Below are 15,064 nucleotides of genomic sequence, written 5' to 3' on the forward strand. Positions count from 1 at the left end.
TTCACAATGGTTTGCGCGGGTTGCCGCGACCTCTTTCGCGGACTAGTTTTGGCAACTTCATGGAGCGCGCCTTCTTGCTGTTCCTGGAGTTCGATGGCACCGACTTCTGCGGCTGGCAACGACAACCCCACGGCCGGTCGGTGCAGCTGGTCGTCGAAGGGGCGCTATCCGAACTCGCTGGATCCGAACGGAAGGCTGTTGCCGCCGGGCGCACCGACGCAGGTGTCCACGCTCTCGCCATGCCGGTCAGCACCTCGATGCCTGATCGCTGGACCTCCCCGGCACTGCTCCGTTCGATGAATTCGATCCTTCCTCGCGAAATCGCCGTCCGCGAAGTCCGCGCAGTCGTTCCGGGAACAGACGCCCGGCGCTCCGCGATCGAGCGGCGGTATCAATACGACATCGGTGTCGGCGGCACGGCGCGCTCGCCCTTCAGGTCGCGTACCGAGTGGGCGATGACCGTCCCGCTCGAGGTGGCCGCCATGCAGCACGCCGCCGATGCCATCAAGTCCCAGCATGATTTCCGCGCCTTCGCCGCCGTGGGCGAGCCGAAGCCGCACTACGACTGCACCGTCAGCGACGCGACCTGGTCCGCGATCCCGGGGCGGCTCCGCTTCGTCGTCGCAGCCGACCGTTTCCTGCACCACATGGTCCGGATGCTCGTCGGCACGATGGTCGACATCGGCCGCGGTCGCCGGCCGGCGAGCGACATGGTGGAGCTCCTTTCCCGTCACGACAACAGCGAGACCTCCCCGCCGGCGCCGGCTGCGGGTCTCTCATTCGTCGCGGCGAAGTATCCGGCGAACTGTTTCCTCGACGAGTGCGCCACATGGTAGTCCGTCGCGTCGCGATCGTGCTTGCCGCGCTGGTCCTCTGCGCCTGCGGTCGCCACGGACGTGCCGACGCGCAGCAGAGTACTGCGCCGGCGCGGACGATTCCCAATCGTGCGATCGATGCGCAGCGTCGCACCGCGATTGTCGACGCCAGCGCACGCGTTGCACCGGCCGTCGTGTCGATTCACGTGATCCTGCCGACACCGCGCCCGACGATGTATGACATGTTCACCGGTCAGTCGGAAGGAACACCACAGGGGTTCGGCACCGGCTTCATCTTCCGCTCCGACGGGATCATCGTCACCAACCAGCATGTCGTCGCGAACGCACAGCAGATCACCGTGACACTCGAAGACGGCACCGACGTACCAGGACGCGTGCTGGGCGAAGACCCAGTCACCGACATCGCAGTGATCAAGATCGACAAGACGCACCTTCCCGTCGTAACGATCGGCAAGTCGAGCGATCTCATGATCGGCGAATGGGCGATCGCCCTCGGCAATCCCTACACGTACCTTCTCGGCAATCCCGAACCGACGGTCACCGCGGGGGTGATCAGCGCAACCGGCCGCAACATCCTTCCCACCGGGAATCTGCAGGGGATGTATGTCGACATGATCCAGACCGATGCCGCGATCAATCCCGGCAATTCCGGCGGCCCGCTGGTCAACGCCCTCGGCGAGGTGATCGGCGTCAATTCGTCGATCTTCTCCAACTCCGGCGAATCGGTCGGCCTCGGCTTCGCCATTCCGATCGAACGCGTGGCGCGCGTCGCCAACGAAATCATTGCGACGAGTTCGGTCCGCCGCGCCTGGGCAGGGCTGCAGGTCGCCGGGGCGCAGAACATTCTCGACTGGAAGCAGACCGGCGGCGTCACGGTGCAATCGGTGGCCCCGGATGGCCCGGCGGCGAAGGCGGGGATCAAGGTCGGTGACATCCTGATCAAGGCGAACGGCCGGACGCTGCGCACCTTCCTCGACTGGGAAGCGGTGAAGATTGATCTCAAGGTCGGCGACCCGATCGATGCCACCGTCAAGTCCGGGAATTCGACCGTCAACCATCGCATCACCACTGGCGACCTGCCGACGATCACCGCCACGCGCGTCCGGGTGCTCCAGGGACTCGATCTCGTCACGGTCACGGCGGCCATCCGCGAAGAACGGCGCATCACCACCAACACCGCAGGCGCGCTGATTCTCAAGATCGAAGCCGATATCGCACAACGGACCGGCCTGCAGGAAGGCGACATCATCTACGGGATCAACCAGGAGCCGATGCAATCGGCCGACGACGTCACGCGCACGCTGTCAGCGGTGCGACCGGGACAGGTCTTCATCCTCTGGATCGAGCGCGGCGGCACCCGCGGCCAGATCTCCCTGCGCATGCCGTCGTGACCGATTCGCGCTGGCAGTCACCGCTCGGTACGCGGTACGCATCGCCCGCGATGCAGCGGCTGTGGGGCGAACCACACCGGATCGGGCAATGGCGGCGCGTCTGGCTCGCGCTCGCCGAAGCCGAGGCCGAACTGGGCATCGCCATTCCGGCACCCGCGCTCGCGGAGATGCGAGCCCATCTCGACGACGCCGATCTCGTCGCCGCCGCCGCCTTCGAAAAGCGCTTCCGCCACGACGTGATGGCACACGTGCATGCGTTCGGAGAACAGGCGCCGGCCGCGCGCCCATTCCTGCACCTCGGCGCCACCAGCGCATTCGTGACCGACAACGCCGACATCCTGATCATGCGGGATGCGCTCACCCTCGTCCTCGGGCGGCTCGTCGAAGTCATCACCGTGCTGCGTCAGTTCGCGCTCGATCATGCGTCACTTCCCTGCCTCGCGTACACGCACTTCCAGCCGGCACAGCTCACCACGGTCGGCAAACGTGCCACGCTCTGGCTCCAGGAGTTCGCGCTCGACGCCGAGGCGATTGCGCATCGACTCGACACGTTGCCGATCCGCGGCTGCAAGGGGACCACCGGTACGCAGGCGTCGTTCCTCGAATTGTTCAACGGCGATCACGCCAAGGTCCGGTCCCTCGAAGCGCGAATCACTGACAAGCTCGGCTTCACGCAAGTCTTCCCTGTCACCGGGCAGACGTACCCTCGGAAGCTCGATGCGCAGATCCTCGACCTGCTGAGCGGCGTGGCACAATCGGCGTCGAAGTTCGGCGCCGACCTCCGGCTGCTGCAGCACGAAGGTGAGCTTCTCGAACCGTTCGAGGCCGAGCAGATCGGCTCGAGCGCGATGGCATACAAGCGGAATCCGATGCGCGCCGAGCGGATGGGCGGACTCGCGCGCCATGTGATCTCGCTGCAGGCGAGCGGCGCGAATACCGCAGCCTCCCAGTGGCTCGAGCGCACCCTCGATGACTCGGCCAATCGCCGGCTCACCCTTCCCGAAGCATTTCTCGCCACCGACGCGATCCTCCTGTTGGCGACCAACATCAGCCGCGGCCTCGACGTGCGGCCGGGGATGATCGATCGGCATGTCCGGGAACAGATGCCGTTCATGGTTACCGAGCGCTGGCTGATGCTCGGCGTGCAGGGCGGCGGCGACCGGCAGGTGCTGCATGAGGTGATCCGGCGGCACTCGCACGCGGCCGCTGCCGCAGTCGCGGCGGGCCAGCCGAACGATCTCCTCGACCGTCTCGCGCGCGACGGTGCCTTCGATGCGGTGCGCCAGTCGCACCTCGAAGCGGAACTCAATCCTGTGCGCTACGTGGGGCGCGCACCGCAACAGGTCGGCGAATTCCTCGCCGAGTACCTCGATCCGCTCATCGAACGACTCGCCGTGCGCGCACCCGCGCCGGCGCACGCGGAGCTCGCGGTATGAGCGCGCCGATGGTCGCCTCCGCGCTCCCGCTGCCGCTCTGGCGGCGCGGCAAGGTGCGCGAGGTGTATGAAGTCGGTGCCGACCGGCTGCTGATTGTCGCCAGCGATCGCGTCAGTGCGTTCGACGTCGTGATGGCGGAAGCGGTGCCACACAAGGGACAGGTCCTTACGCAACTGTCGGCGTTCTGGTTCAACCAGCTCGCGACGGTCACGCCATCGCATTTCATTTCGGCGTCGACCGACGCGATCATCGACGCCATCCCCGCACTCGATGGCAGCCGCGATCAGATCGCCGGACGCGCGATGCTGGTGAAGCGCACCGACCCGGTGGCATTCGAGTGCGTCGTTCGCGGCTACCTCGCCGGATCTGCATGGGGCGAATACCGGCACTCGGGAACGCTCGCGGGTGAGCAGCTGCCACAGGGACTCGTCGAATCGTCCAAGATGCCGGCGCCGATCTTTTCTCCTGCCACCAAGGCCGAAACCGGTCACGACGAGAACGTCACCTTCGATCGCGTCTCCCGCGAGCTCGGCACAACCCTCGCCGATCGCCTTCGCAGCACGTCGATCGCGATCTATCAGGCGGGGAGCCGCATCGCAGCCGAACGCGGCATCATCATCGCCGATACGAAGTTCGAGTTCGGACTTGACGACACCAGCACCCCGATCGTCATCGATGAGATGCTCACCCCCGACTCGTCGCGCTTCTGGCCGGCGGACGCCTACCAACCGGGGCGGACCCAGCCAAGTTTCGACAAGCAGCCGTTGCGCGACTGGCTCGCCGCGGAGCGAACCGCCGGTCGATGGAACGGCAACGCACCGCCGCCGCGACTGCCCGACGAAGTGGTCGCCGCGACCAGCAGCCGATATCGTGACGCCTATCTTCGCCTCACTGGCCACCCGCTCCCGGAGTTTGCCTGATGCGCGTTGCACGTGAGGGGTGGCTCTTCATCGCGATCGCCTGGACGATCGTCGTCGTCCTCCTCGTCGCTGGCTGGTGGCCGGTCGCGCTCGTGATGGCGATCGTGGCGTGCTGGGTCGTGGCATTCTTCCGCGATCCGGTTCGCAACGGCCCGCGTGGCGACACACTGGTCATCTCCCCGGCCGATGGCGTCGTCGTCAGCGTTGTCCGGATCGACGAGCCCGATGTGGTCGGCGGCACCACCCACCGCGTGGCGATCTTCATGAACGTGTTCAACGTGCATGTGAACCGGTATCCGGCCACCGGAACCGTCGTCTTCCGCAAGTACCAGCCCGGCGTCTTCGGTCATGCGGGGCGCGACAAGGCGAGCCTCGAGAACGAGCACAGCGATGTCGGCCTCAGCACCGCGCACGGCAAGCTGCTGGTCCGGCAGATCGCCGGGAGCATTGCCCGCCGGATCGTCACCGATCACGCGGTCGGCACCGCCGTTCACCAGGGAGATCGCATGGGACTGATTCGCTTCGGGTCACGCGTCGACATCTTCCTGCCGATCGGTGCGGCGATCCGCGTCAAGGAAGGCGACCGCACTCAAGCCGGCGTCACGGTGATCGCCGAATGGACGTGAGTCCGATCAACGCCCCGCGCCGCACGGTGATGCGCCGTGTCGTGGTGGTGATGCCGAGCGCCTTCACGCTCGGCAATCTCTTCTTCGGCATCTGGGCGATCGTCGCGGCGTACAACGGCGGCTACCTCTGGGCGGGCTGGTTCATCATCTTCGCCGGTGTCCTCGATGGCCTCGACGGCCGCGTCGCGCGGGCGTCGAACACTGGCACGCGTTTCGGCGCCGAGCTCGACTCGCTCGTCGACGTGATCTCGTTCGGCGTCGCTCCGGCGCTGCTCATCTACTTCGAAGAACTCGCCACGGTGCGCGGCTTCGCGTGGGTGCTCTGCTTCCTCTACGTCATGGCCGCGGCGATCCGTCTGGCGCGCTTTAACGTCGTCGCCGGGCTCGGCGGACGGCCGTCGGCGTGGTTCACCGGCCTCCCGTCGCCCGCGGCGGGTGCCACCCTGGCCGTCTGGTGGGCGTTTTCGCAGACGTCGTGGTATCGCGTCACGCTGGCGCAGTACAACGGCCAGCACATCGTGACGGTGGGATTGATGGTTCTCGTCGCGATGCTGATGGTCAGCAACGTGAAGTACCCGCGATTTCCGTCGGCCGGGATCCGGAATCCATCGCAGATCACCGGCCTCGTGATCTACCTCGTGATGCTCGCCGGCGGATTGATCGTACCGCGTTACTTCCTCTTTCCGCTCGGGATCACCTATATCGCCTTCGGCCTGCTCCGCGCCGTCGTGCACAATCTCGCCGATCGCAACGACAACCATTCCGGCGGCGGACAGGTGTCGGTCCTCGCCAATCGCCGGCGCCAGGGCGGTCGCAATCTCGAGGACCTCGAATGACGTTCCGCGTTCATGTGCGCATCGTCCCGCGTAGCGGGTTGCTCGACCCGCAGGGACAAGCGATCGAGCACGCCCTTGCCGCACTCGGCTTTGCCGGCGTCGCCGACGTGCGCGTCGGCAAGGCGATCGAACTCGGGATCGACGCACCGACGGCGGAAGCGGCGCGCGACGAAGCGCGTGCGATGTGCGCGCGGCTCCTCGCCAATCCTGTGACCGAAGACTTCGTGATCGAGGCCGACGCGACATGAGCACCGTCGCTGTTGTCTCCTTTCCCGGCAGCAATTGCGAAACCGAAACGCTCGCTGCGATCGAGCGCGCCGGCGGCAATGCCGTGCTTCTCGACTACCGCGCCAAGTCTCTCGGCGATGCCGGTGCCGTGATTCTCCCCGGCGGATTCTCCTACGGCGATTATCTCCGGTCCGGAGCGATCGCGCGGTTCGCGCCGGTGATGGACGCGGTGCGGAAGCTCGCGGAAGACGGCGGCGTCGTGATCGGCATCTGCAACGGCTTCCAGGTGCTCTGCGAAGCGCACCTTCTTCCCGGTGCGCTGCAGCGCAATGCCCAGCAGCGGTTCGCCGGCCGTCCCGTCGATGTCCGGATCGAACGGACCGACACCGTGTGCACCGGCGAGTACCGCGACGGCGAAGTGATTCGCATTCCGATCGGTCACGGCGAAGGGCGGTACGTCGCCGACGCGGCGACGCTCGCCGCGCTCGAACGCGACAATCGCATCGTCATGCGATATGTGCCGGTCGACGGAACCGATGCGCCATCCAACCCGAACGGCGCCACCGACGGCATCGCCGGGATCTGCGATCCGACGGGCCGCATCGTCGGCTTCATGCCGCATCCGGAGCGCCAGGCCGATCCCGCCCTCGGCTCCGATCTCGGCCAGCGGGTCTTCTCCTCGCTCGTCGCCTCGCTCGCTGTGGGCGCGCCCGCGTGACGGCGATCGCACCCGCCGAAGCGTTTCCCGGCGAGCGGCCGGTCACTGCGGCCGTCGTCCGCGAGCACAAGCTGACCGATGCCGAGTATCAAGCAATTCTCGACCTCCTTGGTCGCACGCCGACACTGACCGAACTCGGAATCTTCTCCGCGCTCTGGTCGGAGCACTGCTCGTACAAGCACACCAAGCCGATCCTGCGGACGTTTCCCACCGAAGGGCCGCAGGTGGTGCAAGGACCCGGCGAAAACGCCGGGGTGCTCCGGTTGCGCGATGGCTGGGCAGTCGCCTTCAAGATCGAGTCTCACAATCACCCGAGCGCGATCGAGCCGTTCCAGGGCGCCGCCACCGGCGTCGGCGGAATCCTCCGCGATGTATTCACGATGGGTGCACGCCCCGTTGCCGTGCTGAATTCGCTCCGTCTCGGCCCGCTCGACGACGCCCGCAACCGCTATCTCTTCGCCGGCATCGTCAAGGGCGTTGGCGACTACGGCAATTGCGTCGGCATCCCGACGCTCGGCGGCGAAGTTGTCTTCTCCGCGTGCTATACCGGCAATCCGCTGGTCAACGCGATGGCCGTGGGCCTCCTTCGCGAATCGGATTTGATCACCGCACGAGCGCACGGCGTTGGCAATCTCCTGATCGCCGTCGGCGCGCGGACCGGTCGCGACGGCATCCACGGCGCATCGTTCGCTTCGGAAGACCTCAGTGCCGAGAGTGAGAAGCGTCGCCCGCAGGTCCAGGTCGGCGATCCGTTCACGGAGAAACTCCTTCTCGAGGCGTCACTCGAGCTGATCACCAGCGGCACCATCGTCGCGATCCAGGATATGGGTGCGGCGGGGCTCACTTCGTCATCGGCGGAGATGGCCGCTCGTGGTGGCGTCGGCGTCGAGCTCGATACGTCGCGAGTCCCGGTCCGCGAAGCCGGGATGACGCCGTATGAGATCATGCTGTCGGAATCGCAGGAACGGATGCTCGTCGTCGCCGAGCCGGCGCAGGTCGACGAGATCGTCCAGATCTGCCGCAAGTGGGATCTGGAAGCCGCGGTGATCGGATCGGTGACCGACGACGGGATCTACCGCATCGTGCACGAAGGTCGCGTCGTCGCCGCGATTCCGGGCAAGGAACTGGTCGACGGCTGCCCGATGTATGCGCCACCCGCGGCGGAATCTGCCGAGGCGATCAACCGGCGCACAATTACTCCAGCGGCCGCCGATCCACCGGTCGATGAGGCTCTGAAGCGGCTTCTCGACGCGCCGACCATTGCCAGCAAGCGATGGGTGTTCGAACAATACGACTCCACTGTGCGCGGTAGCACCGTCGTCGTTCCCGGTGGTGATGCCGGCGTCCTCAAGGTCGCGGGCACCGACTTTGCGCTGGCGATGACCGTCGATTGCAACGCGCGCTACGTCCTCCTCGATCCCTACCAGGGCGGCCTCGCCGCAGTCGCTGAAGCAGCGCGCAACATCGCCTGCACCGGCGCGCGCCCGCTCGGGATCACGGATTGTCTCAACTTCGGCAACCCCGAGAAACCTGCGATCTTCTTTCAGTTTGCCGAAGCGTGCCGCGGGATCTCCGACGCCTGCCGCGCGTTCAATACGCCGGTCACCGGCGGTAACGTCTCGCTCTACAACCAGAATCCCAACGGCGCCATCGATCCGACGCCAACAGTCGGGATGATCGGCCTTCTTGACGACGTCACCACTGCCGTTCCCGCCCATTTCCAGCGCAGCGGCGACGTGATCCTTCTTCTCGGCACCACGCGCGGTCATCTCGGCGGAAGCGCCTACTGGGCGGAAGTGCTCGACACCGTCGGTGGTGCGCCGCCACCGGTCGACCTCACCGCCGAGCGTGCCCTCCAGGACTTCCTTGTCACCACTGCACGCGAACGGCTGATTCACTCGGCGCACGATCTCTCTGACGGCGGCCTCGCCGTCGCGCTCGCCGAGTGCTGCATCGGCGGCCCGTGGGCGACGTCGAGCTTTGGGGCCGAGGCCGATCTCGCCGGGCACGCCAACGACGTCGGCGATACGGCATGGTTTTTTGGCGAGGATGGCGGCCGGGTGCTGATTTCGTGCGATCCGGCCAACGTTGCGCGGTTGCAGAAGCTCGCCCACCATCACGGCCTTCCCTGCCACTACCTCGGCCAGGTCGGCGCTGCCGGAGGCGATCTGGACGTCCATCGCGGGAACCAGCGGTGGCGCTGGTCCGTTGGCGAGTTGCGCACCATCTACATGAACGCCATTCCGCGCCGGATGTCGCCGGCACGGACGGCAGGGGGCAACTGAGCCGTGTGCGGCGTCGTTGGTGTTTCCGGGATTCCTGATGCGGCGCGGATCGCCTACCTCGGCCTCTACGCCCTGCAGCACCGCGGCCAGGAGAGCGCCGGGATCGTGGCGATCGACGCCGCCGGCAAGGCTCGCGTCCACCGCGCCATGGGGCTGGTGGCCGACGTCTTCACCAACACCGCCCTAGAAGGGCTTCCCGGCGATACGGCGGTGGGCCATACCCGCTACTCGACGGCCGGCAGCAGCATCCTCGCCAACGCCCAGCCGTACCTCGTCAACTATCACGCCGGGCCGCTGTCGGTGGCCCACAATGGCTCGCTCACCAATTCGACCGAACTCAAGGACGAACTGGTCCGGCAGGGCTCGCTCTTCGCCACTACCGTGGATACCGAGGTCATCGTCCACCTGATCGCCCGGTCGAGTGCCGCGACGGTCGAGGGCCAGATCCGTGACGCATTGGAGAAGATCGACGGCGCCTATTCGCTGGTGATGAGCGTCGGCCGCACCATCTACGCGGCAGTCGATTCGCGCGGCTTCCGGCCGATGGTCGTCGGCCGGCTCGGCGGCGGATTGATCGTGGCGTCGGAGACCTGCGCCCTCGACCTGATCGGTGCCACCTTCGTCCGGGAGCTCCAACCCGGTGAATTCGTCAAGATCGACGATGGCGAGATGATCGACCTCCCCCGCCTCTCGCCGCGGCGGACTTCACGCTGCATCTTCGAGCTGGTCTACTTCTCGCGCCCCGACTCCACCGTCTTCGGCGAATCGGTCAATGCCGTCCGCCGGGAACTCGGCCGCCAGATCGCCCGGCACCACGCCGCCCCGGGTGCCGACGTGGTGTTTTCCGTCCCCGATTCGTCCAACGCGATGGCGCTGGGATATAGCGAGGTCTCCGGCGTCAAGCTCGAACATGGATTGATCCGGAATCACTATGTCGGACGGACCTTCATCAATCCGGTGCAGGCACTGCGTGTCGAAAAGGTCAGGATCAAGTTCAATCCGGTGCGCGACGTCATCGAAGGGCGGTCGGTCGTGGTGATTGACGACTCGTTGGTGCGCGGCACAACCAGCAAGGGACTGGTGGGGATGATTCGTGACGCCGGTGCGCGTGAAGTGCATCTCCGCCTCGCTTCGCCGCCGATCACCGGGCCGTGCCACTACGGGATCGCGACGCCGACCAGGGAAGAACTCATCGCGTCGAGCCATTCGGTCGAGGAGATCCGTGACTACCTCGGCGTCGATTCGCTCGACTATCTCACGCTTGACGAGATGGTCGACGCCACCGACGGCAGCACGCCATGGTGCCACGCCTGCTTCTCCGGTGACTACCCCACGCCGGGCCAGCTCACACTCGGTCAGCTCCACCACGCACCGCAACTGGTCGCCCTCACACGATGAGCGACGCGTTCGTCCCCCAGCCGCTGGTCTATTTCTTTGGCCAAGGGCGGGCCGACGGCACGTCCGCGATGAAGGACATTCTCGGCGGCAAGGGCGCCGGACTCGCCGAGATGACCAACCTCGGGATCGCGGTACCGCCCGGCTTTACCATCTCGGCGCAGGTCTGCCCGACCTATCTCGAAACCCGTTCCTTCCCGCCGCGCCTCAAGGTGCAGGTCGAACGTGCCCTCGAGCGCCTCGAGGCCGCGACATCGAAGGAATTTGGCGGGATGACGTCTCCACTCCTCGTGTCGGTGCGCAGCGGCGCCGCCGTGTCGATGCCGGGAATGATGGAGACGATCCTCAACCTCGGCCTCAACGACAAGACCGTCGAAGCGCTGGCGTCGCTCAACGGCAACCCGGCGTTCGCGTGGGATTGCTACCGACGCTTCCTGCAGATGTACAGCAACGTCGTCTTCGATCTTCCCAAGGCGCCGTTCGACGCGATCCTCGAAGAGGCGCGGCACGCGCACGGCGTCACCCGCGACATCGATCTTCCGGTGCCGACGCTCCGGTCGGTGATCGCCCGCTTCAAGACGCACGTCACTGACCAGATCAATCGCCCCTTCCCCGACGATCCGATGGAGCAGTTGTGGGGGGCGATCGCGGCGGTCTTCGAGAGCTGGAACACGCGGCGCGCCATCGACTATCGCCGCCTCCACGACATCCCCGACGATCTCGGCACCGCCGTGAGCATCGTCACAATGGTCTACGGCAATCTCGGCGACACCTCGGGAACCGGCGTCGCGTTCTCGCGCAACCCGTCAACCGGTGAACGGCTGATCTTCGGCGAGTTCCTCTCGCACGCGCAGGGCGAGGATGTTGTCTCGGGGGCGCGCACGCCGGAGCCGCTCACCTCGCTCCGTGACAAGCTCCCCGCGGTGTATCAGGAGCTCGAGCGGATGGCCCGCACCCTCGAACGCCATTTCCGTGATGTGCAGGACATGGAGTTCACCATCGAGGACGGCCATCTCTACATGCTGCAGACGCGGCGGGCGCAACGGACCGGCCAGGCGGCGTTCCGCATCGCGTGCGACATGGTCGACGAGGAGGCGATCACTGAAGACGAAGCGGTGGCCCGCATCCCGCCCCAGGCGCTCGAGCAGCTCCTCCATCCGACGATCGATCCGAGCGCCGCGCTGGAGCGACTGACCACCGGCCTCCCCGCATCGCCAGGTGCGGCGTCGGGTGTCGTGGTCTTCGACGCCAACGCCGCCGAAGCAGCCGCCAAGCGCGGCGAAGCGGTGATTCTTGTTCGCCGTGAGACCTCGCCGGAAGATTTCCACGGCATGGTCGCGTCCCGTGCGATCCTCACCGCCCGCGGTGGGATGACCTCGCACGCCGCGGTCGTGGCGCGCGGCATGGGGAAGCCGTGCGTTGCCGGCGCCCATGAGCTCGATGTCGACGAGGCCGCCGGCGTCATCCGCGTTGGAGAGAGGGAGATCAAGGGCGGCGAGTGGATCACCCTCGACGGATCAACCGGTGCGGTGCTCTGCGGCCGGGCGAAGCTTCTCGCGCCGGAGATGACCGAGTCGTACAAGCGGTTGATGGCGTGGGCCGACAAGATCCGCCCGATGAAGGTGCGCGTCAACGCCGATACGCCCGCCGACGCGCATCGCGGCCGCGACTATGGCGCCGAGGGGATCGGCCTCTGCCGCACCGAGCATATGTTCTTCGAGGGCGATCGCTTGCTTGCGATGCGCGAGATGATCCTCGCCGAGACCGCCGAGCAGCGGAAATGCGCGCTGGCGCGACTCCTTCCGATGCAGCGCGGTGATTTCGAATCGATCTTCCGCGCCATGGAGGGATTCCCGGTCACGATCCGCCTCCTCGATCCGCCGCTGCACGAGTTCCTCCCCAAGGACGAGGAGGAGATGCAGCGGCTCGCCGACGAGCTCGATCAGCCGATCGAGCGGATTCGTCACGTGGTCGCGTCGATGCACGAACAGAATCCGATGCTCGGCCTCCGCGGTTGCCGCCTCGGCATCACCTACCCCGAGATCACCGCGATGCAGGCCCGCGCGATCTTCGAGGCGGCGTGCACCGTGGCGGCGCGCAAGGGACGCGTCATGCCGGAAGTGATGATCCCGCTCGTTGCTACGACCGTCGAGTTCCGCCGGCAGGCACTGCTGGTGCGGCAGACCGCCGAGGCGGTTTTCCAGGAGCGGCAGCTCACCGTGCCGTACCTCATCGGCACGATGATCGAACTCCCGCGCGCCGCCCTCACCGCCGACGAGATCGCCCGCGAGGCGCAGTTCTTTTCGTTCGGGACCAACGACCTTACCCAGACCACCTGGGGGCTTTCCCGTGACGACGCGGGGCGCTTCCTGCCACATTACATCGAGAGCGGCATCGTCGAGGCCGACCCCTTCCAGGTTCTCGACCAGGTGGGCGTCGGCAAGCTCATCCGCATGGCGTCGGAATTGGGCCGCGCCACGCGCGCCGATCTCAAGCTCGGGATCTGCGGTGAGCACGGCGGTGACCCGAGCTCGATCGCCTTCTGCGAGACCCTCAAGATGAACTACGTCTCCTGCTCGCCGTTCCGGGTGCCGATCGCACGATTGTCCGCGGCGCAGGCTGCGCTCGCGGCGCGCGGCACCGTCGACCGAACCAAGGCCACCGTATGACGGCACCGCTCGTCGGAGTGGTGATGGGCAGCGATTCGGACTGGAAGGTGATGCAGCACGCGGCGGCACGGTTGCTTGAGTTCGGCGTTCCCTACGAGACGCAGGTCGTCTCGGCGCACCGGACCCCCGACCTCCTCTTCTCGTACGCTGCAGAGGCAGAATCGCGCGGCCTGCGCTGCATCATCGCCGGCGCAGGTGGCGCGGCGCACCTCCCCGGAATGCTCGCCGCCAAGACGACCGTTCCGGTCCTCGGCGTGCCGATCCCCAGCAAGCATCTCAAGGGACTCGACTCGCTCCTCTCCATCGTGCAGATGCCGAACGGCGTCCCGGTGGCGACCTTCGCGATCGGCGAGGCCGGCGCTCACAACGCGGCGCTCTTCGCCGTCGGCGTCCTCGCAGCCGGCGATCCGGCACTTGCCCAGCGGCTCCACTCCTTCCGCGAAGGCCTCGACGCAAAGGTTCGCGCCCTGTCGCTCCCCGACATTTCGTGATCCGCCCCGGCGCGACGCTCGGCGTGCTCGGCGGCGGGCAACTCGGCCGGATGTTCACCGCCGAGGCGCAACGGATGGGATTCAAGGTGATGACCCTCGATCCCGATCCCGACGCTCCCGCAGGCCAGATCGCCGACTTCCACCTCTGTCGCAAATGGACCGACGGCGATGCGCTCGACGAACTGGCACGCACCTGTGCCGCGATCACCACCGAATTCGAGAACGTTCCCGCTGATGTATTGCGCGCACTCTCGGCGCATCGGCCAGTGCACCCGAGTGGCGATGCAGTCGCGGTGACGCAGGACCGGATCCGCGAGAAGTCGTTTCTCAATCGCCATGGAATTGCTACGGTCGCATGGGCCGAGATCAACGGACCGGATGACTTTGACCGCGCGTGGAATGCGATTGGCAGCGGCGTCGGAGTCCTCAAGACCTGCCAGCTGGGCTACGACGGCAAGGGCCAGGTCGTCGTCACGTCGCGCGAACCACTCGCCGACGCGCACAAGGCTGTCGGCAACGGCGCGAGCATCCTTGAACAGCGTGTCGCGCTCGAGCGCGAAGTGTCGATCATGGTTGCACGCGGTACCGATGGCGCGATCGCGAGCTGGCCCCTCGCCGAGAATGTGCATCGCAACGGGATACTCCATTCGAGCGTGGTGCGGGCCCGCGTACCGGATGCGCTCGCCGAATCGGCGCGGGCGATCGCCGCCAAGGTCGTGACGGCGCTCGAGTATGTGGGAGTGATGGGTGTCGAGTTCTTCGTGGTCGATGGCCGGCTATTGGTCAACGAACTCGCGCCGCGCCCGCACAACAGCGGACACTGGACCCTCGACGCGTCGGTGACGTCACAGTTCGAGCAGCAGGCGCGTGCCCTCGCCGGCCTCCCCCTCGGCGACACGTCGGCGATTTCGCCGGTCGCAATGATCAACATCCTCGGCGATCTCTGGAGCAACGGCGAACCGCCGTGGGACAAAGCGCTCGCGATGCCGGGAGTGCGGCTCCATCTCTACGGCAAGAAAGCACCGCGCCCAGGACGCAAGATGGGGCACCTCACCGTGATCGCGAATACTCCCGATGACGCGTTGGCTATCGGGCTTGCGGCGTGGCGCGCCCTGGGTGGCGCGGCGTAGCAGATCGTCTGACTCTGACGGTACATTCCGCCATGCCCCGCGGAACCTCGATCCACATGCTTGCACTGATCTCGTTCGCCGCTGCTGCCGCGGCCGCCGCCCA

At 66.5% G+C, this 15,064-nt stretch carries 13 protein-coding genes; all 13 read left to right on the plus strand.

The features are described 5' to 3' along the window. Positions 1-59 precede the first annotated feature (59 nt). The 13 genes from truA to VGM20_11930 are packed head-to-tail and all read left to right on the plus strand — an operon-like array spanning position 60 to position 14,961. On the plus strand, positions 60-836 hold the full coding sequence (gene truA / locus VGM20_11870; GenBank protein HEY4101560.1) for a tRNA pseudouridine(38-40) synthase TruA: 777 nt from the start codon (positions 60-62) through the stop codon (positions 834-836). Beyond that, entirely contained in the window at positions 830-2,227 is a 1,398-nt protein-coding gene (locus VGM20_11875) for a trypsin-like peptidase domain-containing protein (GenBank protein ID HEY4101561.1), read from the plus strand. Before truA ends, VGM20_11875 begins: the two co-directional genes overlap by 7 nt. Next, positions 2,224-3,663 carry an adenylosuccinate lyase gene (gene purB / locus VGM20_11880; GenBank protein HEY4101562.1) on the plus strand — a complete coding sequence of 480 codons (1,440 nt, stop codon included), beginning with the start codon at positions 2,224-2,226 and terminating at the stop codon, positions 3,661-3,663. Before VGM20_11875 ends, purB begins: the two co-directional genes overlap by 4 nt. Beyond that, on the plus strand, positions 3,660-4,583 hold the full coding sequence (locus tag VGM20_11885; protein HEY4101563.1) for a phosphoribosylaminoimidazolesuccinocarboxamide synthase: 924 nt from the start codon (positions 3,660-3,662) through the stop codon (positions 4,581-4,583). The genes purB and VGM20_11885 overlap by 4 nt, the downstream gene beginning before the upstream one ends. Beyond that, positions 4,583-5,209 carry a phosphatidylserine decarboxylase family protein gene (locus tag VGM20_11890; GenBank protein HEY4101564.1) on the plus strand — a complete coding sequence of 209 codons (627 nt, stop codon included), beginning with the start codon at positions 4,583-4,585 and terminating at the stop codon, positions 5,207-5,209. Before VGM20_11885 ends, VGM20_11890 begins: the two co-directional genes overlap by 1 nt. Continuing rightward, positions 5,206-6,045 (plus strand): CDP-diacylglycerol--serine O-phosphatidyltransferase, encoded by an 840-nt coding sequence (pssA, locus tag VGM20_11895; protein ID HEY4101565.1) that lies wholly within the window; start codon positions 5,206-5,208, stop codon positions 6,043-6,045. The genes VGM20_11890 and pssA overlap by 4 nt, the downstream gene beginning before the upstream one ends. Further along, the gene (gene purS / locus VGM20_11900) at positions 6,042-6,293 is read left to right on the plus strand and encodes a phosphoribosylformylglycinamidine synthase subunit PurS (GenBank protein HEY4101566.1); all 252 of its coding nucleotides are present in this window, start codon (positions 6,042-6,044) and stop codon (positions 6,291-6,293) included. The genes pssA and purS overlap by 4 nt, the downstream gene beginning before the upstream one ends. Beyond that, entirely contained in the window at positions 6,290-6,991 is a 702-nt protein-coding gene (gene purQ, locus VGM20_11905) for a phosphoribosylformylglycinamidine synthase subunit PurQ (GenBank protein HEY4101567.1), read from the plus strand. The genes purS and purQ overlap by 4 nt, the downstream gene beginning before the upstream one ends. Beyond that, complete coding sequence (gene purL / locus VGM20_11910) at positions 6,988-9,276, plus strand: phosphoribosylformylglycinamidine synthase subunit PurL (GenBank protein HEY4101568.1); 2,289 nt, start codon at positions 6,988-6,990, stop codon at positions 9,274-9,276. Before purQ ends, purL begins: the two co-directional genes overlap by 4 nt. Positions 9,277-9,279: 3 nt before the next feature. Further along, entirely contained in the window at positions 9,280-10,674 is a 1,395-nt protein-coding gene (purF, locus tag VGM20_11915) for an amidophosphoribosyltransferase (GenBank protein HEY4101569.1), read from the plus strand. Further along, a complete protein-coding gene (gene ppdK, locus VGM20_11920) occupies positions 10,671-13,340 on the plus strand; it encodes a pyruvate, phosphate dikinase (GenBank protein ID HEY4101570.1) in 2,670 nt (889 codons plus the stop codon). The genes purF and ppdK overlap by 4 nt, the downstream gene beginning before the upstream one ends. Continuing rightward, positions 13,337-13,831 (plus strand): 5-(carboxyamino)imidazole ribonucleotide mutase, encoded by a 495-nt coding sequence (gene purE / locus VGM20_11925; GenBank protein HEY4101571.1) that lies wholly within the window; start codon positions 13,337-13,339, stop codon positions 13,829-13,831. The genes ppdK and purE overlap by 4 nt, the downstream gene beginning before the upstream one ends. Further along, the gene (locus tag VGM20_11930) at positions 13,828-14,961 is read left to right on the plus strand and encodes a 5-(carboxyamino)imidazole ribonucleotide synthase (protein ID HEY4101572.1); all 1,134 of its coding nucleotides are present in this window, start codon (positions 13,828-13,830) and stop codon (positions 14,959-14,961) included. The genes purE and VGM20_11930 overlap by 4 nt, the downstream gene beginning before the upstream one ends. The last annotated feature ends 103 nt before the right edge of the window (positions 14,962-15,064 follow it).

This window comes from Gemmatimonadales bacterium, assembly GCA_036500345.1.
Lineage (GTDB): Bacteria > Gemmatimonadota > Gemmatimonadetes > Gemmatimonadales > GWC2-71-9 > Palsa-1233.

What these genes read in the sequence shown, in the direction of transcription:
- truA (HEY4101560.1), top strand. Translation starts at nt 60, where the DNA reads ATGGAGCGCGCCTTCTTGCTGTTCCTGGAGTTCGATGGCACCGACTTC.
- VGM20_11875 (HEY4101561.1), top strand. Translation starts at nt 830, where the DNA reads ATGGTAGTCCGTCGCGTCGCGATCGTGCTTGCCGCGCTGGTCCTCTGC.
- VGM20_11885 (HEY4101563.1), top strand. Translation starts at nt 3,660, where the DNA reads ATGAGCGCGCCGATGGTCGCCTCCGCGCTCCCGCTGCCGCTCTGGCGG.
- VGM20_11890 (HEY4101564.1), top strand. Translation starts at nt 4,583, where the DNA reads ATGCGCGTTGCACGTGAGGGGTGGCTCTTCATCGCGATCGCCTGGACG.
- purS (HEY4101566.1), top strand. Translation starts at nt 6,042, where the DNA reads ATGACGTTCCGCGTTCATGTGCGCATCGTCCCGCGTAGCGGGTTGCTC.
- purQ (HEY4101567.1), top strand. Translation starts at nt 6,290, where the DNA reads ATGAGCACCGTCGCTGTTGTCTCCTTTCCCGGCAGCAATTGCGAAACC.
- ppdK (HEY4101570.1), top strand. Translation starts at nt 10,671, where the DNA reads ATGAGCGACGCGTTCGTCCCCCAGCCGCTGGTCTATTTCTTTGGCCAA.
- purE (HEY4101571.1), top strand. Translation starts at nt 13,337, where the DNA reads ATGACGGCACCGCTCGTCGGAGTGGTGATGGGCAGCGATTCGGACTGG.